Raw genomic sequence first — 20,928 nt, forward strand, 5'->3', positions numbered from 1 at the left:
GTCGGTACCGTGTCCGTCATGAGTGACCCAACCAGCCGCCGGTCCGCACCCAGGTTCTTCTGGCTGTGGGCCGCGGTCTGGCTGTTCTACATGGCCGGCCCCATCGGCGACGCCTGGCGCCGCCCGGAGGTCTGGGAGCGCGTCGCCGGCCTCACCGCGGCGCTCGCCTTCTGCGTGCTCTACCTGATGTCCTTCGTCGCCGCCCGCGCCGCGATGCGACGCACCGGCGCCCCCATGGTCCTTCCCTCCGCGGCGTGGCGGCTCGGGGTCATGATCGCCCTCACCGCGGCGCTCACGCTCATCGTCGGCGAATCGGGCCTCACGGCGCTGGTCTACGTCGGCGTGATGGCCGTGTTCTCGCTCGGCCCGCGCCTCGCCTGGACCGTCGTCCTCAGCGCCGCCGTGTGCGCCGCCGCCCTGCCGAAGCTCGTGCCCGGCTGGGACGGCGGCATCGACCTCACCTTCGCCGTCCTGGTCGCCGCCCTCGCCGTCTGGGGCGTCACCCGCGTCGTGCAGCGCAACGCCCAGCTCGCCGAGGCCCGCGAGGAGATCACCCAGCTGGCCGTCGCCGCCGAACGCAACCGCTTCGCCCGCGACCTGCACGACCTCCTCGGCCACTCCCTCACCGTCGTCTCCGTGAAGAGCGAGCTCGCCGCCCGGCTGGTCCGCATCGCCCCCGACCGCGCGGAGGCCGAGCTCACCGACATCCAACGCCTCGTCCGCGAGGCCCTCGTCGACGTGCGCGCCGCCGTCTCCGGCTACCGCGAGATGTCCCTGGCCACGGAGCTCGCCTCGGCGCGCAGCGCCCTGGACGCCGCCGGCATCGAGGCCGAGGTGCCGCTCACCGCCGAGGCCGCCGACCCTGCCCGGCAGCAGCTCTTCGCCTGGGTCGTCCGCGAGGGCGTCACCAACGTCATCCGTCACAGCGACGCGAAACACTGCTGGATCCGCCTGGAGCACAACGCCGTCGAGATCAGCGACGACGGCCGCGGCCCCACCACCCGCCCGTCCGCCGCATCGGCGTCCGCGACGGACGCCTCCACCCGGGCCGCTGCCACCCGGGACCCGGCCGGCCACGCGGACCTTGACTCGCCGGGCCACGGCCTCGCCGGCCTCCGCGAACGCGTCGACTCCGCCGGCGGCACCCTGACCATCGGCAACCGCGACGGCGGCGGGTTCGTCCTGCGAGCCACCACCTGACCGTGCCACCCCGCCAAGCGCCGGGCCCTCGTCACAGCGGCGCCGTATTGCGGTTGCCCGCGGCCCGGCCGGCGGGCAGGCTCCGACCGATGGAGGCACCTCCCGTCCCGAACGGATCGCAGCGGCCGGGCCGCGTCGACCGAGCAGCTCAGGCGGCCGGCACGGACGAGCCGCCCGGAGCCGCGCCCGCTGCCGCGACACCGGCCGCGACCGACGCCGGTCGGCGACTGACGCCGGTGGTGCCAGGTGCGGACGGCACAGGAAGGACCGGACCGTGACGAGCACGGACAACAGGCCGCCGAGGTGGGTCGACGAGGCGTTGCCGGCGACGGTACGGGCGAAGGCGGAAGCTGCCGGGGCACACGCCTGGCTGCGACTGTTGCCCGAGCTCGTCGCCGACATCGAGGCGGACTGGGCCATCCGCGTCGGGCGGGTGTACACCGACGCCACCGAGGCCTTCGTCGCCGACGCCACCATGACCGACGGCACGCCCGCGGTCCTGAAGCTGATCGTGCCGCGGGCGGGCAACGCCGCGGCCCACGAGGTGACAGTGCTGCGGCTCGCGGGCGGCGACGGGTGCGCGCGGCTGCTGCGGCACGACGTCGCCCGGGACGCGCTGCTGCTGGAGAAGCTCGGACCGAGCCTCTTCGAGCTGGGGCTGCCGGTCACCACGCGCCACGAGATCCTCTGCGACGTCGCGAGCCGGGTGTGGCGGCCGGCGCCGGACGCCGGGCTGCCGACCGGGGCGGCGAAGGGCGCGTGGCTCACGACCTTCATCACCGGGGCGTGGGAGCGGCTGGACAGGCCCTGCGCCGAACGCACCGTCGCGCACGCACTCGCCTGCGCCGAGCGTCGCGTCGCCGCCCACGACGACGAACGGGCCGTCCTCGTCCACGGCGACGTCCACGAGTGGAACACGCTGCGCGCCCCCGACGGCTTCCGCCTCGTCGACCCTGACGGGTTGCTCGTCGAGGCGGAATACGACCTCGGTGTCATCATGCGCGAAGACCCGGTGGAGCTGATGGCGGCCGACCCCCGTGACCGCTCGCGCTGGCTCGCGGCCCGCACCGGCCTCGACGAGACGGCGATCTGGGAGTGGGGTGTCGTCGAACGCGTCTCGACGGGCCTCGTCCTGGTCCAGGTCGGCCTCCAGCCGCTGGCCGCCCAGATGCTCGCCGCCGCCGACACGATCGCCGCGATGCGCACCTGACACCTCCAAGAGCAGTGGTGAGATCGTTTGGGCCGCAGCCTGGTGGGTCCGCCGGCGGCCGCCCGCCGGTTGATCAGGCGTGCGAGAGCAGGACGCGGGCGGCGACGTTGCGGGTGGCGATGCCGAGCCGCGTCTTCGGGATCAGCATCGTCGCGGCGAGGCCGGCGGCGCGCTGCTTGGCGTCGGTGCGGGTGCGGTGAGCTGCCTCGTACGCCAAGAACGCCGACGCATGGTCGGACGGACTCGCCGCGAGCGCGGTCGCGAGGGTGTGCGCGCCGGCCATGGCGAGGCTCGAGCCGTCGCCGAACAGGGAGACACAGGACGCCGCATCGCCGAGCAGCGTCACCCGCCCCCGTGACCAGGACGGCAGGCGGACCTGGCTGACGGAGTCGAAATAGAGGTCGGGTGTCGCCTGCAGCCTGGCGAGGAGCTCGGGGACCCGCCAGCCGGCGCCCGCATAGGCGTCTGTGACGATGCGCTTGTGCTGGGCGGTGTCGCGGTGGTCGAAGCCGTCGACCATCGGACCGCGGAAGATGAACGCGACCATCGCCCGGCCCGTGGACGGATGGATCGACACGAGCCTGCCGGGCGTGTTGTGCATCAGCACGTCGTGCGGATGGTCGGCCGGCTCGTCCAGCGGCATCGTCGCCACCCAGACGCCCATGTGCCGCACGAACTCGCGCTCGGGACCGAAGACGAGCCGGCGCACCACGGAGTGCAGGCCGTCGGCGCCGACGAGGAGATCGAAGCGGCGCGGAGCCGCCTGCTCGAACGTGACGTCGACGCCGCTCGCGTCCTGCGACACCGACGTGATGGTGTCGTCCCACAGCAGCTCGGCGTCGCCGCAGGCGGCCTCCTGCAGGATCGCGGCGAGGGCGCCACGGGGAAGCTCGACCTCGCTGTTGCCCGCCGCGCTCTTGGAGCTCGGCATGGGAACGCGGCCGGCGGGACGGCCCTTGGCGTCGATGACGAGCATCGAGGTGGCGTGGGTGGCTGCGGCCCGCAGCTGGGGCATGATGCCCAGCTGCTCGGCCACGGGCAGCGCCGGGCCTCGCACGTCGACCGGATTGCCGCTGGAGCGCAAGCCGCTCGCGCGCTCGACGATCGTGGGCCGGAACCCGCCGCGGGCCAGGAAGTGGGCGAGCGTCGGGCCGGCCACGCCGGCGCCAGAGATGAGGACGGTGGGAGGAGTCATGCCACCACGATAGCTGCACCCAGTGCAGGATTGCAATGAGTGCGAGTCGGCAGTTGATGCGGTACGATGTCGGCATGAGCTTGCGTGACCGCAAACGCGCCCGAGTCCGGCAGTCCCTCGTCGACGCCGCGACCGAGCTGTTCGAGCGGGACGGTTACGAGCGCACGACCGTGGCCGACATCGCCGCGGCGGCGGACATCGGCACGCGCACGTTCTTCAGCTACTTCGCGAGCAAGGAGGAGCTGCTGTTCCCCGAGAGCGACCGCCGGGTCCAGGCGACGGTCGACGCGATAGCCGCCCGCGACCCGGAGGACACGCCGGTCGAGGTGCTGATCCGCGCTCTGTATCTGACCGGCGTCGACAGTGACGACCTGACCGACCGGCTGGCGGCGTTACGGCTGCGGCTGATCCGGGAGGTGCCGGCGGTGCGGGGGCGGGCGCTGCAGATCCAGTTGGACGCCCAGCAGCAGATCGCGGCGCATCTGGCCGAGGCGTTCCCGGAGCAGCTGGACCGGGTCGGGGCGGGGGCGTTGGTCGGGGCCTTCGTCGGGGCGGTGACTGGGGCGGTGCAGGTGGCGATGGAGGACCTGCCGGCGCATCACGACCCGAAGGAGATGCGGGCGGCGGTGGAGGAGGCGACCGGCGTGGCGCTGCGGCCTTGGATGACGACGCGGCCTCACTAGGCGCCGATGGGGGTGTGGGCAACATCGTCGCCTCGCACGCCGCCGGGCCAGCACGCCGAGACAGCACGCCGGGCCAGCACGCCGACGCAGCACGCCGGGCCAGCACGTCGAGGCAGCGCGTCGGGCTAGCAGGTCGAGGCAGCGCGTCGGGCTAGCAGGTCGAGGCAGCGCGCTGGGCCAGCACGTCGAGCCAGCACACCGAGGCCAGCACGTCGAGCTAGCAGGTCGAGGCAACACCCCGGGCCAGCACCCCGGGCCAGCACCCCGGGCCAGCGCGTCGAGGCAGCGCGTCGAGGCAGCCGGGTGGAAGCGAACCGCGCCGGACGGGTGACCTGGGGAGGGCGGTCGGGCATGATCGTGGCACAGTGGCACGAGTACGGGAACAGCACGGAAAACGGACAAGGGGGACGAGCGATGAACAGCTTCTTCGACAGGGTGAAGGACCTCGCCGACCAGCACGACGACAAGGTTGACGCCGCGCTGGAGAAGGTGGGCGACATCGTCGACGACAAGACCGGCGGCAAGCACACGGAGCACATCGAGAAGGCCGTCGACGCCGCGCAGCAGCACACCGGGGGCGGGGACTCCACCAAGCAGTGAGCGGAGGTCAGCCGGCGGCCTTCTTCGCGGCGGAGTAGGCCAGGTGCAGGAAGTCGGCGCCGGCGATCGCGGACGCCACGGCCATGCCGAAGCGGGTCGCGCGGGGGGCGAACACGAGCCCGGCGCCGAGGCCTGACGCGACCCAGACCGCGGTGCAGAACGGGCAGGTCAGGAGCTCGTCGAGGGCGTGCTGGACGCCGCGGCCGCGGGGGTCTCGTTGACCTCCGCGGAGCCCGCGGCGCTCTCGAACTGGGTGACGGGGGCGCGCAGCGGGCTGGTGACGGCGTCCTTGGTGATGAGCCGGGACAGCTTGTGGGTGGCGACGGGCGGCAGGGCCACGTCGGCCGGGCCGGGGCGCTCGGGGAGCCGCTTTCCCGTGAGTTTGGCAACACCGGCGGCCGTGGCGACGGCGGCGCCGAAGACGGCCATGACGGTGGCGTACCCCGCAGCGGACGCTCATCGGGCGCCTTCCGCGCGTAGGTGGCCGCGGTCCGGACATCGATGTCTGCAATGGATTGGCAGCTACCCGGACCGTCCGAGCCGCAAACCAGGTGATCGTCTCGGGTACGATGGGTCCGCACCGTCGGCCCCCGCGCCGCGACCACCACTGTCAGCGCCGGGCAGGACGACCCCTCAGACGTTCGGAGACTTCATGGCGGTCCGCCGCCTCATCCCTGCATCCTCGTCGGCGACCTTCGCCGATCTCGGCGTCCCGGCACCGCTCGTCGCCGCGCTCGCCGCCAGCGGCGTGACCGAGCCGTTCCCGATCCAGACGGCCACGCTGCCGGACGCGATCGCCGGTCGTGACGTGCTCGGGCGGGGTCGCACCGGCTCCGGGAAGACGTATGCGTTCGTGCTGCCGGTGCTGATCCGGCTCGCCGCGAGCCGGGCACCGCGACGCCCCGGACGCCCCCGGGCGCTGGTGCTCGTGCCGACCAGAGAGCTCGCGACGCAGGTCGAGGCCGCGATGGCCCCGCTCGCGCAGGCACTGTCGCTGCGCACGCAGGTCGTGTTCGGCGGCGTGGGGGCCAACCCGCAGATCGCCGCGTTGCGTGCCGGGGTCGACGTGCTCGTCGCCTGCCCCGGGCGGCTCGACGACCACGTGCGGTCCGGTCACGCGCGCCTCGACGACATCGAGGTCACCGTCCTGGACGAGGCCGACCACATGGCCGACCTGGGCTTCCTGCCGGTGGTCCGCCGGCTGCTGGACGCGACGCCCGCCGACGCGCAGCGCCTGCTGTTCTCGGCGACGCTCGACGCCGGCGTCGACGTGCTCGTCCGCCGCTACCTGAGCGACCCGGTCACGCACAGTGTCGACCCGGTGGCGGCGCCGCCGGTGGACATGACCCATCACGTGCTGCACCTGCGGGACGAGGACCGGTTCCCGGTGCTGGTCGAGCTGACCGCCGCGCCCGGGCGGACCGTGGTGTTCACGCGCACGAAGCGCGGCGCGAAGACCCTCGCGCGCAAGCTGGTCGCCGCGGGTGTGCCGGCCGTGGAGCTGCACGGCAACCTGGCGCAGAATGCCCGCGACCGGAACCTGACCGCGTTCTCCGACGGCAGCGCCCGCACGCTGGTCGCGACCGACATCGCCGCGCGGGGCATCCACGTCGACGACGTCGCGCTGGTCATCCACGCCGACCCGCCGGCGGAGCACAAGGCCTACCTGCACCGGTCGGGTCGCACGGCCCGGGCGGGTGCCAGCGGCACCGTGGTCACGCTGATGACCGACAAGCAGACCGGTGACGTGCGGCAGCTGGCCCGCGAGGCCGGGATCAAGCCGACGATCACCAGGCTGCGCCCCGGCGACTCGCTGCTGACCGAGCTGGCCCCGGGCGTGCGCACGTTCCACGAGCCGCCCGCCGAGCCGGTCGCCGTCCCCCGGCAGCAGGGTCGCGCCAGGGCCGAGGACGGCACCGACACCCCGCGCACCGCCGGGCGCCGCCGCTCGGGTCGCCGCCGTGGAGCGGGCAGCGCGGCAGAAAGTGCCACAAGCCCAAGCGTCGCCGGTACGATCACAGCCCCCGCCTCCCCCACCCGCCGCGGCACCGCGCCCGCCGCGGAAGGCCCCGGCCGGACCGGACGCCGGGGCGGAAGCGCGCGCGGCGGCGAGCCGAAGGCACGCGGCGGCGAGGAAGCGACGGCCCGCGGCGGAGCCGCGACGGCGCGCCGGAGCGGGGAAGCCACGGCGACCCGGGGTGGGGACACCACGGCACGCCGAGCCGGAGACGGCACCGGCCGCCGGAGCGGGGACGCCACGGCAAACCGGGGTGGCGACACCACGGCACGCCGCGCCGGGGGCGAGGCCGGTGACGCGGGCAGCGGTCGCCGGCGCGGACGGCGCCCCGCCACCCACCGCGAAGGGCAGCGAGAGGGCCAGCGGGAGACCGCGGCCGGCGGAGGCGCCCCGAAGACCGGAGGCACCGCGGCGACCGCACGGCCGTCCGGCGCCGCGGCGTTCTCCGCGCAGACCAGGGTCGGCCGCAGAAGCGGACGCTGAGCAGCCCCCGGCCGACGTGCCGGGGGCCCAAACGTTACACAAGCAAAGCGGTACACAAGCACCAGCGAAACGGCGAACAGCGCAACCGGTACACCGGCGGAACAGCGCAAACCAAAATCGCCGGCGGAACGGCGCAACCAGGAAACGCCGGCGGATCAGCGCAAACCAGCAACTCCGGTGGAACGGCACAACCGGTACACCGGCGGAACAGCGGACTCAGACGGGCAGGCCCCAGCGGACCAGCACCCGCTCCGCGCGTGACGGGTCGACCTTCACGGACACCCGCTGCCCGATCCCCGCCTGCGCCGACGCGTGCAACGGCAGCATCGTCTCGACGGTCACCGGGTAGGGCGGCTTGCCGGCGGGCTCGACCAGCAGGTTCAGGCGCACCAGCGGCACCATGTTGATCCGCGTGCCGGTGTCGACCAGCCCGAGGATCGTCGCCGCGCCGGGTGTACCGATCTGCTCCAGCTCCAGGTTCGCGGTCTGCGCCTGCATGCTGAGCTGGGCCTGCTGCATCTGCGCCATGCCGGCGCGCATCTGGGCGGCCGGGTCGTAGGTCGCGTCGACCGCCCGTGCCTGCTGGTTCAGCCGGCGCAGGTCACCGAAGAGGCCCACGGCTGTCAGACCTGACCGAACAGGTTGCCGTAGTGCACGGCGAGCTGGGTGTCGCCACGCATGCGGGCCGGCCAGCCGGCCGCGGCCTCGTCCCACGAGGAAGCGGGCACGCCGAAGGACTGCGCCTTCAGCACCACGCCGTCGGCGTTGAGGCCCTCCTGCGAGGCGGCCTTCGAGATGCGGGCGTACATCACCAGGTCGACGCCGGCGATCGGCGCGAGCCGCGGGTCGTCGGCGGCGATACCGGTCGCGACCGGGGCACCGTAGGCGTTGGCGGCGCCGTAGCCCTGCATGCCGTAGGTGGCCTGCTGCTGGGCCGCGTAGGCCTGCGCGGCGGCGCTGGTCTGCTGGGCCTGGGCGACCATGCCCGGCGCGGCGGCGGCCACGTTCCGCATGTCCTTGAACTGCTTGAAAAGTCCCATGATTCCCTCATCTGCATCGGTGTCCCGCATGACGGTAGGGATCCGGTTCGGCGCCCGGCGTCAGGAAAGCGATCGACTCTCTGTCACCAAACCGCACCGTGCCCTGCACCACAGAAACTCAGGACCCCGAGGCGGGCGCCGACGGTGCAGGACATGGCACGAGCCCGCTCCGAGTCCGCCCGGCAGATCGCCGAGCTGCTCAAGACCGCCCGCGAGGCGCTCGGGCTGAGCCTGGCGTTCATGACCCGCCTGGACGAGACGACCCAGCACCTGGAGGTCGTGGAGTCGGCGCTGCCGATGCTGTTCCGCGACGGCACGACCCGCCCCCGGGCCAACTCGTTCTGCCAGAGCATCATGGACGGCCGGCTGCCGGCGGTGATCCCGGACGTCACCAAGTTCCCGGAGGCGATGAAGCTGCCGGCGGCGAGGATGCCCCGCCTGCGCAGCTACGTGTCGGTGCCGGTGGTGCTCAGCGACGGCACGGTCTACGGCACGTTCTGCGCGGCCGGGTTCGGGGCCGACAAGCAGCTGTCGAAGCGTGACAGGGCGCTGATGGAGGTGCTGTCGCAGGCGGCCGCGCTGATCGTCGAGCCGGACTTCCGCCGCCGCGAGCTGCACGCGGAGATCGGCGGCCGGCTCGGGCCGGTCATCGAGGCGGGCGGGCCGCAGGTCGTGCTGCAGCCGATCGTGGACGTGGCGACGGGCCGGCGGATCGGGGCGGAGGCGTTGAGCCGCTTCCCGCAGGCGTGGCAGCGCCCGCCGGACGTGTGTTTCGCCGAGGCGCACGAGATCGGCGTCGGCGACCGGCTGGAGGTCCTCGCGCTGCGGAAGGCTGCGGAACACCTGGCCGGCGTGCACGGGTACGTCGCCATGAACATCTCACCGGGCACGCTGCTGACGCCGGAGTGCCTGGACCTGCTGGGCTGCCTGCCGCTGGACCGGATCGTGCTGGAGCTGTCGGAGCACCAGCCGGTCGAGGACTACGACCTGCTGAAGCAGGCGCTCGCCCCGCTGCGCGGCGGCGGGATGCGGCTCGCCGTCGACGACGTCGGTGCCGGGTTCTCATCGCTGCGGCACATCGTGCTGACCCAGCCCGACGTCATCAAGCTCGACCGCAGCCTCGTCACCGGCGTCGGCACCGACCAGGTGCTGCGCGTGCTCACCCGGTCGCTGGTCGACCTGGCCGCCGGGTGCGGCGCCACGGTCGTCGCGGAGGGGGTGGAGACCGAGGCCGACGCGCTCGCGCTCGCCGGCCTCGGGGTCCACTACGGTCAGGGCTGGTTCTTCGGGCGCCCCGGGGTCCCCGCCGCGCTGCGGCCCAGCTATGCGCTGAGGCAGCCGATCCTGGACGCGCCGACGGCCACGTCGTCGAACCAGAGGGTGTCGTCGCCGACGCCGTAGCTCTCCCAGCCGAGCCGCAGGTCGCTGACCCGCGGCGCCCACGCCTTCGACAGCCACTGCTGGTCGATGTCGGCGGTCGGCACCCCGTCGACCTGCAGGCCGGGCACGGCGGTGCCGTTGAGCCACGTCGTGAGCAGCCCGCGGCCGTCGACCATGAACTCCACGCAGTTCCACTGCCCGGTCGGCAGCGGGCGGCTCTGCGCGACACCCGACGGGCTCTGCGCCGGCAGGGTCGCGTCGTCGGACTCACGGTTCCACTGCAGGGCGCTGTTCTGCCCGCCGAGGCGCAGGTCCTTGCCACCGTCGGCGTTGTCCTTCAGCGCCGCGAACGCCACGTGCGCGGCCGGCAGGGCCGTCGTGTGCCGGACGTACATCCGCCCGTACCACACCGAGCCCAGCCCGCTGAGGTCCTTGGTGGGCCGCACGTAGACGTGGTTGCAGTAGCCCGCCTTCCCGTCGATGCGGACCGACTTGCTGCCGCTGTGCACGACCGCGGTGTCGACGGTGGCCGTGCCGGTGCCGGAGCAGTTGGCGTTGGAGACGCTCCACGCGCCGGACACCCCGCCGCTGGTCTGGCTCTCGAAGCCGTCGCAGAAGGCGGCGCCGGTGCAGCCGGCGGGCGGCGGACCCGACGACGTGGACGCCGACGGCGAGACCGACGCCGAGGCGGACGGCGACGTGGGCGGCGGGTTCTGCCCGTTGGCGCTGCAGCTGAGCTGCGGCGCGCTGCCCGTGGCGCCGTTCACCAGCATGCCGAAGCTGGTGCTGCCACCCGCCGGGACGGTGCCGTTCCAGCTCACGTTGGTCGCCGTGACGGCGGTGCCCGACTGGGTCACCGTCGCGTTCCAGCCCTGGCTCACCTGCTGCCCGCCGGTCCAGCTCCACCCGACGCGCCAGCCGTTGACCGGTGCGGTGCCGGAGTTGGTCACCTTGACGTCGGCCTGGAAGCCGCCCTGCCAGCTGTTGGTCACCTGGTACGTGGCGGTGCACCCGGCGTTGCCGGCCGGCGGCGGTGAGCTGGACGTGGAAGGCTTGGGAGAGGTGGACGCCGATGCCGAGGTCGACGGGCCGGGGCCGGTGGTGCCGACGCCGGTCACCTCGCCGTTGCCGCCGTCGAACATGACGTCGGAGCAGCCGTAGAACGTCTCGGTGCTGTCGGAGCGGGACCACACCGAGTAGATGATGTGCCGGCCCGACTTGTTGGACGGCAGGCGCCCCGTCCAGTAGTAGTGCCCGTCGTTGGTGCCGGGCGAGCCGACCTGCTGCGGGTTGGTCGCCTGCAGGAACGGCGTGGACTCCAGGTCCGACCAGTTGAACTGCCGCGTCGGGTCGAAGCCGTCCTTGGTAACGTACAACGAGAACGTGCCCGGGTGCGCAGCCCAGTTACTGTAGTCGAACTCCATTGTGGAGCCTGACGTGAGGTGGGTCAGCGGCCAGTCGGACCGGTTCAGGTCGAAGCCGGAGAAGTCGTAGACGGTCGCGGCGCCGCTGCACAGCTTCCCGTCGGGGATGAACCCGCTCGTGCGGCCGGCGCCGTCGGAGCGCAGCATCGCGAACCAGTTGTAGAGCGAGTTCGGCCCGCTCTGCGCGACCGCCGCCGCGCACGCCGGGTTCTTCGGCTGGATCGCGCCGGTGGCGTTCAGGCCGTCCTTCCAGCACAGATAGGTCCGGCTGCCGGGCACCATCATCGCGCCGTGCGCGGCCGCCGGGTCCGCCGCGATGACCACCGTGCCCGTTCCGGCGACCGCCGCGGCGAGCCAGAGCGCCAGTCTTCGTCGTCGATTCATGGAACCTCTCTCCAGAAGGCATTCACTGCCCTGGATTGCACGGTGTGTGAGCGGCGCATGGCAACGAACCGGCGACCGGAGGACGTATCGACGCTGGACGGCCGTGAAACATTCACCGGATGGTCGGATATTTCGATACTTCAGGTGAACCGCTCGCGTTGAACACGTGCGACCCTCGATGCTTACCGCCATGTCGAGCACTGGACCGGCAGCGGTCCTTGAAGCGGCGGAGCTCTGCTCTGTTGCCGGCGACCACGCCGATGCCGCCCACCTGCTGGCGGAGGCCCTGATCACGGGCCCCTCAGACCCCGATCTGCTGCGCGCGCTCGCCGCGGCGCAGTTCGCGATCGGCTGGGACGGATGCGCGCTCGCCCTGCTCGCCGAGGCCCACCGGGTCGCCCCCGACGACGAGGCCGTGATCACCGACCGCAACATCGCTCTGCGCGACCACGGACGGTTCGTCCAGGCCCTCGCCGTGCTCGGCACCGCACCCCGCCGGGCGCTGCGCGCGGAGACGTACGAGGCGATGAACCTGCCGGTGCTGGCGGTCGACACCCACCCGGCCGGTCTGCGCAGCCACTGGGAGCGCACCGGCGGCCTGCTGAAGTTCCGGCGGCGGCGGCGCGAGGAGGAGCGCGTCCTCGCCGGGCTCGTCGAGGCGGCCGGCCCGCCCGCCCGCGCCGCGGTGGACATGTGCGCGCTGCTGACCCGGATCGTGAACGGCACGGCACAGGATCGCGACGCGCTCGCCGCCTGCGACGCCGCCACCGCGCACCTCGACGGCGGCCGGCGGGCCGAGGCCGCGGCCGCCCTCGCCGAGGCGCTGCGCCGCGACTCCACGCACCCGCTGCTGCTGCGCCGCGCCGCGCTGGTCGCCGAGCGGCTCGACCGGCCCGGGCCGGCGCTCGCGCTGCACCGCAGGCTCGCCGTCGACCCGAGCCCGATCCAGGTGCTGGTCCGCCAGTGCGCGCTGCTCATCAGGATGCGCCGGCTGCCGGAGGCGGTGCGGTTCGCCGACAGCCTTCCGGCCGAGACCGCGCGCGCCCGGCCGCTGCGGCGGGTCGTGGCGCAGGCATACCACGACGCGGGGCTGCCTGCCGCCGCGTGCGGCGCCTTCGACGCGGAGGACCCGCACCGGCTCCTGTGGTGGCGGACCGGTGGCCCGCTGCCGACCCTGCGGCGCCGGCTGCACCGCCGCGACGAGGACGTCGTCGCGGCCTGGGCGCCGCGGTCCGTCGAGGAGGTGCTGGGCCCGCTGGCGAGCGTCCCCGCCGCGGAGCTCATGGACGCGGCCGCCCACGCCGCCGGCGTCCTGGACCGGGCCCAGCGGGCCGAGGCGCGGGCGGGTCAGCCGGCCGCGATCGACGTGCTCGCCGCCGGCGGGCAGGATCCGCAGCTCGTCAAGGAGCTTGCGGTGCGGCTGTTCCTCGACGACCGCGAGGAGGAGACCCTCGCCCGCCTCGACGACATCGTGGCGGCGGACCCCGACGACATCGACGTGGTCGACGGGCGGGTCGCCGCGCTCGCCTGGCTGGGCCGCCCGCGGACGGCCGTCGAGCTCCTGGAGGCGACGGCGCCGGCCGTCCGTGCCACGTTCCCCGTCCGGGAGCAGGAGTCGACGCTCTTCGAGCAGTACCGGCTGTGGGCCCTCGCGCTGGACGCGATCGGACCGGCGGCGACCGCACCACAGCGGCTGCGCGCCAGGCGCCGCGCGCTCTGGTGGCGCACCGGTGGTCCATTGTGGATGGCCCGGCGGCGCATGCGCGGCGGGGACCGGGCCGCCCTCGCCGCCTGGCGGACCGGCACCGTCCCGCTGCTGTCCACACTGGACGCCTCGGTCCCTGCGGCCGACCCGGCCGCACGGTCCATCCTCGACAGTTACGCCCTGGACGTCGAGACCGCCACGTTGCTGTGGAACCGTGTCAACATCGTGGCCCGGCTCACCGCCGGCTACCTGGCGACCGCGGCCGCGTTCCTCGTCCTCTCCGCGGCCGCGGACAGCAAGGTCGTCGGTGCTGTCGCCGCGGCCGCGGCGTACCTGATGCTGAACCGGATCCTGTTCCGCTTCACCCGGGCCGACGACCGCCGGGTCGTCCTCACCCGGGCGGTGCCGCTGATCGCCGGGTTCGCGCTGGCCGGGACCGTGCTGTACCGGGGCCACGACGGCTGGACGGCGGTCGCCGGTGCCACGCTCGGCGCCGTCGCGGCGATGGGCACCGTCCGGCTCGCCGTGGCGGCCGCGTGCCGGCTCGTCGCGGCGTGGGCGATGCGCCGGCACCGGCGGGGCACGCCGCGGGCCGTCGCGCTGGCGGAGACCCTCGCGATGCTCGGCGAGCTGCGGCAGCACGGGCGGCGCAACGACCTGCAATGGCGGCGGTTCTGGGTGGAGCGGCTGGAGCGGATCGCGTACGCCGTCGAGCACGACCTCCCGGCGTCGTTCGGGCTCGTCGACCCGGACACGCACCGGCAGCTCGCCGACGGCGGGCGGGGTGCGGCCAGGGCGGTGCGGCAGTTGAAGTTCCTCGTCGCCGCGCCCGCGTCCGCCGACGCGTGGCGGCGGGTCGAGGAGGTGCTGCGGCACAACGCGGGCGCCCTCGCCACCGGCGAGCTGGGCAGGCTGCGACGGGTTGCACCGGCCGCGGTGACGGCACCGGTGCAGCGCAGCCGGCGGGCGGTCGCGGCGGAGGTCCTGCGGGTCGCGCTGTTCGCCGGCCTGCCGCTCGCGGCGGTCTACGCGGCGCAGCCGTGGCTCAGCTTCTCCGGAGCGGTGCACGACTGGGCGAAGGTGATCGGGTTGGCGTGGGCGCTGCTGTACGTCCTGCTGCACCTCGACCCGACGCTGCGGGAGAAGCTCGGCACGGTCCTGGCGGTGCTGGGCCAGGGTCAGGCGCCCGTCGAGGAGCGGCCCGAGGCGCTGGCACGTTTCCGTGATTCGGCGAGGTCAGCGGCTCCGTAATGTTTGGTGCATCGCAAGGAACACTTCGCGAACCACCGACATACGTGCGACCCCAGCAGCGGTGCCGGTCAGCCTGAAACATGGCGGGCCGGCACTGACTCGTGCCGGCCCGCCACTTTCAGGAAGAACTCACACGGTGTACGGGATCCGCAGCGTCGACTGGTTGCCGTTGGCGGCGGAAGCGTCGATCCGGACCGTGGTCGCGGCGTTGCCGATCGCGTTCCAGACCTCCATGCGGACACAGCCGTTGCTCATCGCGCCGAGGCTGCCGGAGGAGGACGACAGGCCCACCGCCTGCGTGTACGTCTCCGTCCCGGGCACCGGGTCGGTGGCGAAGTACCGGTAGGTCTCCACCCGCTCGTAGCTGCCGTTGTTGGTGAGGTCGTACGACACCCGGACCTGGATGCCCTGCCCGACGGTGTTCCCGGCGTCGACGTACAGCGTGAACGCGGTCGCCTGGCCGTTCGTGCTGCCGGTGATGCCGCACTTGGTGTAGGTCACCGGGTTGTGCGGCGTGCCGTCCCAGTTGCCGTTGGCGGCGCTGACCGTCTGGGTGCCCGCGGCGGTCCCGGCGGTCGTGTTGAGCGCCGGCCCGCTGCGCAGGTAGAACAGGTTCGACCCGACCGGCGGCTGGGACGACGGGGGCTGGGACGACGGGGGCTGGGACGACGGCGGCTGCGAGGTGGGCGGCTGCGACGTCGGCGGGTTGCTGGTCCCGCCGCCGCCGACCCACGTGAACGCACCGGTCGTGGCGGTCTTGCCGGCGGGCACGGTCAGCGTCCGGCCGTCGGAGAACGTCACGGTGAGCGGCGAGCCGGTCAGGTTCGACGCCACGTAGGTCTTCGCGCCGTTCTTGGTGAACACCGCGTAGAGCGGCGTGTTGGCGGTGACGGACGTGTCGACCTGGCCGAGCGCGGCGAGGTTGCGCAGCCAGTGGAACGTGTGCGCCTTGCTCTCGCCCTCCTCCGGGGTGTAGCCGGAGTTGGCCCGGAAGTTCGCCAGGGCGGTGTCGCCGTTGCCGAGGGCCTGGAAGGACCACAGCACGTCCTGCCAGACGGTCGGCGGGCCGCCGTTGTTGGTGACCATCTCGTTCCAGTTGACGCTGTTGTAGGCCGGCTTGTAGCCCATGTACAGCGAGCCGCCGGTGATGGGCAGCATGTTGATGCCCTGGATCATCTCCGGCTCGGCGGAGAACCAGGTGGCGTACGCGCCGCCGTCGCCCCAGACCATGCCGACGGTGTTGTGCGCGAACGTCGACGGGAAGTTCTGGTTGGACGAGTCGAACCAGTACTCCTGGATCGCCTGCGCCTGGGTGGTGTAGATGTACAGGCCGGCGTCGCGCACGGCGGTGTTGCCGGTCGCCTGGCCCCACTGGATGAGGGCGTTGGCGAAGTTCATGCCCTCCGAGGACGACTCCTGGTTGTTGCCGGCGCCGAACGCACCGTGCCCGGAGGCCCAGTCGTGGCCTGCGTAGATGTCGAAGTCCCGCAGGAACGGGAACATCGTGTCGTTGCGGTCGGGGTTGTTGGCGTCCCGGATGAGCAGGTTGACCATGCTGCCGTAGGCGTTGCTCGCCGCCCACGCCGGGTCGAACTTCGCCAGGGTCGCGGCCGCGGCGATGTAGTAGCCGTAGTGGAAGTGGTGGTCGTTGAGCTCGCTGTCGGAGCCGTACGACGCGGGGTAGCCGATCAGCGTGCCCCAGTTGGCGTCGTAGACGAACAGCCGGGTCGCCTCGCCGGGGCTGGCGGTGAACCAGTTGGTGAGGCGGGTGCGGATCGCGTTGAGCAGCGCGTCGCGCTGGGCGGTGCGGCCGAGCTGGTCGGCGATCTCGGCGAGGCGGGCGGCGCGGCCGACGCCCTTGCCGGTCCAGTAGGTGTCGTCGCCGAAGCCCGCCAGGGGGTCGCCGGAGGCGGCCTGGTCGAGGTAGCCGCCGAGCGTGGCCAGGTCGGCCCCGCTGCTGTCGGCGACCGCGGGGATCTCCGGCAGGACACCCTGGTACTTCGTGCCGGTGGTGAACGACGAGACGCCGGTGAGCGTCTTCATCGGCCCGCGCGCCGAGACGTAGGTCTGCGCGATGGGCGTGGCGCCGGTGAGGTTCTTCCACTGGTGCGGGTAGAGCGACACGACGGTGCCGCTGCCGCTGCCCTCACGGGCGGTGGTGGTGAACGCGTAGGTCGCGTTGACCGTGCTCGCGCCGGCGTTGTACGCCCAGCTGACCCGCGTGCCGGTCACGTGGTTGTGCGCGTAGGTGCCGTACGTGTTGGCGAGCGCCGTCCGGTCGGCCGCCGGGGTGGACGTGGTCGTCGGCAGCAGCGCCACCGAGTAGTAGTCCTTGCCGGCGAGGGTCGAGGTGATGGTGCTGCCGCTGACGGTCCAGGTGGCCCCGGTCGGCGCGTAGGCGACGAAGTCGTGGCCGCGGACGGTGAAGCCGATCCGGGCGCCGCTGTTGCTCCACACGGCGGGCGGGCCGCCGAAGGTCAGCTGGGCGCTGCCGCCGCTGGTGCGGGCGTAGACGAAGGGCAGGCCGTGGCCGATCGTGGCGCGCAGGGTGCGGGCGCCGTCGGACCAGTAGGGCGTCACCGTCCAGTCGGTCCAGCCGTCGACCTTGGTGTCCGGGGAGTTGAGGCCGGCCACGCCGAGGGTGAAGTCGGTCGTGTACGGGTAGTGGTACTCCCCGACGCCGGTGGCGGTGCCGGAGATCGCGGCGTCGGTGGTGTAGCTGACGCCGAGCCCGTTGTTGGCGGGCTTGAACGCCATCGGGTGCGCGTTGAGCGGCTCGGAGTAGCTGCAGTTGAACTTCTTGAACAGCAGCGACGACCACCAGTCGTTGGTGGGGACGGCGCCGGCTGGGGCGTTGGCGGTGACCCACTGGCGCGGGTTGGTGCCGATCGATCCGCAGCCGGCGGGCGGTGCCTGACCGGCGGGGCGGGTGGTGGCGTAGCTGCCGGAGCCGAGCGTGTCGGCGGCGGCGCTCTGCAGGGCGACGAAGGTGACGGCGGAGGCGACGAGCGCGAGTGCGGCGGCGCCGGTGAACAAGGGTCGGCCTCGGGTAAGGCGCATCGGGTGGGACTCCGATCAGAAGTGGGCGGCTTCCTGGGGTCCCTGGTGATTTTGGGCAATCGATCTGACCAATGTCAATGGTCAACTTCTGAGAGCGCTCTCAAACAGCGCTCTGAGCTGCTAATTCATTCTGAGAGCGCTTCCCGCCAATGGGTCAGCAGGACGTGCAGCGCGGCGACGGTGCGGCGCCAGGAGGCGTCGACGTCGCGCGGGTCGTTGAAGCCGCCGCGGGCCTCCAGGTCGACGAAGCCGTGCAGGGTGCTGCGCAGCAGGCGCACGGCGTCGGTGGCGTCGGGCTCCTCCAGGCCGTAGCCGCGCAGCATCCCGTAGGTCAGCTCGATCCCCCGCCGCGCGGCCGAGACGTCCGCCGCCGGGTCGACCGGCGCCTGCAGCGCCGCGTAGCGACCCGGGTGGGCGCGGGCGTAGCCGCGGTAGGCGTCGGCGAACGCGACGAGCGCGTCCCGGCCGGACCTGCCGGCGACCGCCGGGGCGAGCAGGTCGGCGAACTCCGCCGCGGCGAGGAGCGCCACCCGCGAGCGCAGGTCCCGCAGCCCGCGCACGTGCGAGTAGAGGCTGGCGTCCTTGACCCCGAAGTGCCGCGCGACCGCCGACACGGTCACGCCGTCGAGCCCGGCCTGGTCGGCGAGGTCCGCGGCGGCCCGGGTCACGAGGTCGGTGGTGAGGCCTGCGCGTCTCATCCTAGCCACAATAGTCAGTTGCCTAGGGTCATTAGGCGTCGGTACCGTCGGCTGCGTGAGACCACTGACCGAGACCGACATCCGCGCGTCGTTCGTCAACTGCTCCAAGGGCGAGGCGAAACGCATCGCGCTCCCCCGCGACCTGGCCGACCGGCCCTGGCCCGACCTCGACTTCCTCGGCTGGCGCGACCCGGGCGCGCTGGACCGTGCCTACCTGGTCGCCCCGGGCGGCGGCGACGCCCTCGTCGGCGTCACGCTGCGCATCGCGGCCCAGCAGCGCGGCTTCCTGCACCGCAACATGTGCTCGCTGTGCCTGACCACCCACCCGGGCAACGGGGTGTCGCTGATGACCGGCCGCCGCGCGGGCGAGGCGGGCCGCAAGGGCGACTCGGTCGGCTCGTACATCTGCAGCGACCTGGCCTGCTCGCTCTACGTGCGCGGGCTGCGCACCCCGGACGCCGGCGGGCCGAGGGAGACGCTCTCGGTGGACGAGAAGGTCGAGCGGACCCGCGGCAAGCTCGACGCCTTCCTCGCCCGCATCCTGTAGCGAGCACCAGCCCTGTAGCGAGAGCCGGCCTGTGGCTGATTAGAACCAGCCCTGCCGTTTGGCCCAGCCGAGCAGGGTGCCGGACATGACGACCATGATGACGAGGACCGCGATCAGGTGCGGCCACCGCGTGTGGTCATGTCCTCCACCAGGCTCTCCTGCCGGCGGCTGATGGCGGCGAGCGCCGGCAGTTCCTCGACGGCGTGGGTGTGCACCGTGCCTGACCGGATGACCCGGATATCCATGCGGGCACGATCGCACACCCCGCCGGCGCCGTCACCGGCCGTCGTAGGCGGCGACGACCGCCCCCTGCGCGTCGGTGGCGACGCCGTTGACCTTCCACCCGTCCCCCGCCGGGACCCCGTTGACCCACGCGACGCGCAGCTGCGGGTGGGCGCTCCAGCGCGCGGAGCCGCGGCCCGTCGCCCCGGGCGCGCCCAGGGTCACCGCGTCGGCCGGGCCGACGTAGACGGCCACGACGACCTTGGTGCCACCGGCCTCGTCGAACTCGTGGCGGCCGCCGTAGAAGCCGATGTCGAAAGGCGGGCGGGCGAAGCGGCCGAGGCCGCGCACCTCGGTGGGGGCGCCGGTGCCGTGGTCGCTGCCGGCGACGAGCCCGGCGCCGCGCTCGTCGCCGCTGAACCACAGCACGAGCCGGCCGCCGTCGGCGAGCGTCACACCGGTCCGCATGAGGTCGCCGATCTGGACGGAGGTGTCGGCGATGACGACCTCGCCGTCGCTGCGCTGGACCTGGCCGCCGGTGGCGACGACGACCCCGGCGGCGTCGCGGGCGGTGAACCCGAGATCCGGTGTGGGCCCGCCGACCGCGCCGGTCGGCTGGACCGCGACCCCGGCGCGCCGGACCCAGAAGATCGTCGCGTCCGGCATCCCGGGCAGTTCGGCGGTGCTCGCCTGCGTGCGCTGCCCGTCCGCGGTGAGCTCGACCCGCAGGCCGGCGCCGTGGACCACGCCGTAGTCGACGACGCCACCGTGCCGGTCGTCGAGCTCCAGGATCGTGGAGAACCCGCCGACCGGCGGCACGGTGATGCCGCCGCCGAGCCTGCGGTACGTCCCCTTGGCCGGGTCGTGCAGCGCCGAGTACAGGCCGTTCATGTCGTCGCCGCTGTAGCGCAGGACGAGCTCCTCGCCGGTGCCGTAGGCGACGCCGGTGCGCACGACCGGCCCGGTGCCCCGCAGCTCGGTGTCGCCGGCCAGCTGCGTCGGTGCCGCCGCGGCGGCGCTCAGCGTGGGTGCGGCGGCGCTCAGCGAGGGCGCGGGCAGCGGGGCGGGTCCGGCCGGCGCGCCCGCCAGGGCGGTCATCGTCGCGGCGACGGACACCAGTACAGCGGCCGCGAACGTGAACAGTCCGGTGAAGCGGCGCCGGCGGGCCCGCTGCCGGACCTGGGCGAACGTCACCCGGGGCGCGAGGTCGGCGGTCTCGTCGCGCATCGCCCGGCGGAGCTCCTCGATGCTGCGCATCACCGCGCCTCCTTCATCTCGTACGTCGTCTCGTCTGCCGCGATCCGCAGCTTGCGCAGTGCCCGCGCGTTGGTGCTCTTGACGGTGCCGAGGGCCACGCCGAGCTCGTCGGCGGTCTGCTGCTCGGTGAGGTCCAGGTAGTAGCGGCAGACGATCACCGCCCGCTCCCGTCGCGACAGCGTCTGCAGGGCCCGGGCCACGCCGTCCCTGACGACCACCCCGTCGGCCGGGTCCTGCTCCGCGCGGCGGGGCTCCGGCACGTCCGGCGTCGGCCGTTCCCGCAGGAACCGCCTCCGCCACCAGTCGTTGTGCAGGTTCACCAGGATCCGGCGGGCGTAGCCGTAGGCGTCGTCGCCGTCGACGCGGGACCAGGCGGTGTACGTGCGCACGAGGGCCTGCTGGGTCAGCTCCTCCGCCTGCGCGGCGTCCCCGGCGAGCAGGTACGCGACCCGGTACAGCCGGGCCGCGCTGGCATGCATGAAGCTGACGAACCGGTCGTCGTCGTTCTCGGGCCGCTGCATGCACTCAATACTCGGCAGCCGCCCGGAAGGTTCTGCGGCGACGCCACGAAG

At 73.3% G+C, this 20,928-nt stretch carries 16 protein-coding genes and 3 pseudogenes; 8 read left to right on the forward strand and 11 right to left on the reverse strand.

Features of this window, described 5'->3' with window-relative positions; genetic code table 11:
* Window positions 1-18: 18 nt before the first annotated feature.
* Entirely contained in the window at window positions 19-1,200 is a 1,182-nt protein-coding gene (locus ACQEVZ_RS11875) for a sensor histidine kinase (protein WP_433365298.1), read from the forward strand.
* Between the two features lie 274 nt (window positions 1,201-1,474).
* Window positions 1,475-2,410 carry an aminoglycoside phosphotransferase family protein gene (locus ACQEVZ_RS11880; RefSeq protein ID WP_433365301.1) on the forward strand — a complete coding sequence of 312 codons (936 nt, stop codon included), beginning with the start codon at window positions 1,475-1,477 and terminating at the stop codon, window positions 2,408-2,410.
* Window positions 2,411-2,483: 73 nt separating this feature from the next.
* Here ACQEVZ_RS11880 and ACQEVZ_RS11885 read toward each other — a convergent pair whose 3' ends face one another.
* On the reverse strand, window positions 2,484-3,605 hold the full coding sequence (locus ACQEVZ_RS11885) for an FAD-dependent monooxygenase (RefSeq protein WP_433365304.1): 1,122 nt from the start codon (window positions 3,603-3,605) through the stop codon (window positions 2,484-2,486).
* Window positions 3,606-3,679: 74 nt separating this feature from the next.
* Here ACQEVZ_RS11885 and ACQEVZ_RS11890 point away from each other — a divergent pair, with 74 nt between their 5' ends.
* Both ACQEVZ_RS11890 and ACQEVZ_RS11895 read left to right on the forward strand, forming a co-directional pair.
* The gene (locus ACQEVZ_RS11890) at window positions 3,680-4,288 is read left to right on the forward strand and encodes a TetR/AcrR family transcriptional regulator (RefSeq protein WP_433365307.1); all 609 of its coding nucleotides are present in this window, start codon (window positions 3,680-3,682) and stop codon (window positions 4,286-4,288) included.
* Between the two features lie 414 nt (window positions 4,289-4,702).
* Window positions 4,703-4,888, forward strand: a complete 186-nt coding sequence (locus tag ACQEVZ_RS11895) for an antitoxin (protein WP_344504295.1) — start codon at window positions 4,703-4,705, stop codon at window positions 4,886-4,888.
* Between the two features lie 7 nt (window positions 4,889-4,895).
* On the opposite strand, the pseudogene ACQEVZ_RS11900 reads toward ACQEVZ_RS11895, so the two are convergent.
* A pseudogene (locus ACQEVZ_RS11900) lies at window positions 4,896-5,317 on the reverse strand (DUF1360 domain-containing protein).
* Between the two features lie 223 nt (window positions 5,318-5,540).
* Here ACQEVZ_RS11900 and ACQEVZ_RS11905 point away from each other — a divergent pair.
* Window positions 5,541-6,902 (forward strand): annotated as a pseudogene (locus ACQEVZ_RS11905) (DEAD/DEAH box helicase); the annotation flags it as partial.
* A 702-nt stretch (window positions 6,903-7,604) separates the two neighbouring features.
* Here ACQEVZ_RS11905 and ACQEVZ_RS11910 read toward each other — a convergent pair.
* Entirely contained in the window at window positions 7,605-8,006 is a 402-nt protein-coding gene (locus ACQEVZ_RS11910; protein WP_433365311.1) for a hypothetical protein, read from the reverse strand.
* A 5-nt stretch (window positions 8,007-8,011) separates the two neighbouring features.
* Window positions 8,012-8,428 (reverse strand): hypothetical protein, encoded by a 417-nt coding sequence (locus ACQEVZ_RS11915; protein ID WP_354898506.1) that lies wholly within the window; start codon window positions 8,426-8,428, stop codon window positions 8,012-8,014.
* A gap of 153 nt (window positions 8,429-8,581) precedes the next feature.
* Here ACQEVZ_RS11915 and ACQEVZ_RS11920 point away from each other — a divergent pair, with 153 nt between their 5' ends.
* Window positions 8,582-9,829: a sensor domain-containing phosphodiesterase gene (locus tag ACQEVZ_RS11920; protein WP_433365315.1), complete on the forward strand. Its 1,248-nt coding sequence runs from the start codon at window positions 8,582-8,584 to the stop codon at window positions 9,827-9,829.
* Here ACQEVZ_RS11920 and ACQEVZ_RS11925 read toward each other — a convergent pair.
* Both ACQEVZ_RS11925 and ACQEVZ_RS11930 read right to left on the reverse strand, forming a co-directional pair.
* Window positions 9,751-10,389: a hypothetical protein gene (locus ACQEVZ_RS11925; protein WP_360562243.1), complete on the reverse strand. Its 639-nt coding sequence runs from the start codon at window positions 10,387-10,389 to the stop codon at window positions 9,751-9,753. The two genes, ACQEVZ_RS11920 and ACQEVZ_RS11925, sit on opposite strands and share 79 nt — an antisense overlap.
* Before the next feature lie 138 nt (window positions 10,390-10,527).
* Window positions 10,528-11,616, reverse strand: a pseudogene (locus tag ACQEVZ_RS11930) (lytic polysaccharide monooxygenase auxiliary activity family 9 protein); the annotation flags it as partial.
* Between the two features lie 190 nt (window positions 11,617-11,806).
* On the opposite strand from ACQEVZ_RS11930, the gene ACQEVZ_RS11935 reads away from it, so the two are divergent.
* On the forward strand, window positions 11,807-14,572 hold the full coding sequence (locus ACQEVZ_RS11935) for a hypothetical protein (protein WP_433365318.1): 2,766 nt from the start codon (window positions 11,807-11,809) through the stop codon (window positions 14,570-14,572).
* A 129-nt stretch (window positions 14,573-14,701) separates the two neighbouring features.
* On the opposite strand, the gene ACQEVZ_RS11940 is transcribed toward ACQEVZ_RS11935, so the two are convergent.
* The gene (locus tag ACQEVZ_RS11940) at window positions 14,702-17,632 is read right to left on the reverse strand and encodes a glycosyl hydrolase (protein WP_433365320.1); all 2,931 of its coding nucleotides are present in this window, start codon (window positions 17,630-17,632) and stop codon (window positions 14,702-14,704) included.
* A 125-nt stretch (window positions 17,633-17,757) separates the two neighbouring features.
* The gene (locus ACQEVZ_RS11945; RefSeq protein ID WP_433365323.1) at window positions 17,758-18,330 is read right to left on the reverse strand and encodes a TetR/AcrR family transcriptional regulator; all 573 of its coding nucleotides are present in this window, start codon (window positions 18,328-18,330) and stop codon (window positions 17,758-17,760) included.
* A 55-nt stretch (window positions 18,331-18,385) separates the two neighbouring features.
* On the opposite strand from ACQEVZ_RS11945, the gene ACQEVZ_RS11950 reads away from it, so the two are divergent.
* Window positions 18,386-18,877, forward strand: a complete 492-nt coding sequence (locus tag ACQEVZ_RS11950) for an FBP domain-containing protein (protein WP_344504285.1) — start codon at window positions 18,386-18,388, stop codon at window positions 18,875-18,877.
* A 113-nt stretch (window positions 18,878-18,990) separates the two neighbouring features.
* Here ACQEVZ_RS11950 and ACQEVZ_RS11955 read toward each other — a convergent pair whose 3' ends face one another.
* From ACQEVZ_RS11955 to ACQEVZ_RS11965, 3 genes are read right to left on the reverse strand one after another with little or no spacing between them, the layout of a single operon-like run.
* Window positions 18,991-19,122, reverse strand: coding sequence for a hypothetical protein (locus ACQEVZ_RS11955; RefSeq protein WP_433365326.1), 132 nt, complete (start codon window positions 19,120-19,122; stop codon window positions 18,991-18,993).
* A 31-nt stretch (window positions 19,123-19,153) separates the two neighbouring features.
* The gene (locus tag ACQEVZ_RS11960) at window positions 19,154-20,356 is read right to left on the reverse strand and encodes a hypothetical protein (RefSeq protein ID WP_433365329.1); all 1,203 of its coding nucleotides are present in this window, start codon (window positions 20,354-20,356) and stop codon (window positions 19,154-19,156) included.
* Window positions 20,356-20,877, reverse strand: a complete 522-nt coding sequence (locus tag ACQEVZ_RS11965; protein WP_433365332.1) for a SigE family RNA polymerase sigma factor — start codon at window positions 20,875-20,877, stop codon at window positions 20,356-20,358. The genes ACQEVZ_RS11960 and ACQEVZ_RS11965 overlap by 1 nt, the downstream gene beginning before the upstream one ends.
* Window positions 20,878-20,928 lie beyond the last annotated feature (51 nt).

It is taken from the genome of Dactylosporangium sp. CA-152071 (assembly GCF_050936335.1).
Taxonomy (GTDB): domain Bacteria; phylum Actinomycetota; class Actinomycetes; order Mycobacteriales; family Micromonosporaceae; genus Dactylosporangium; species Dactylosporangium maewongense.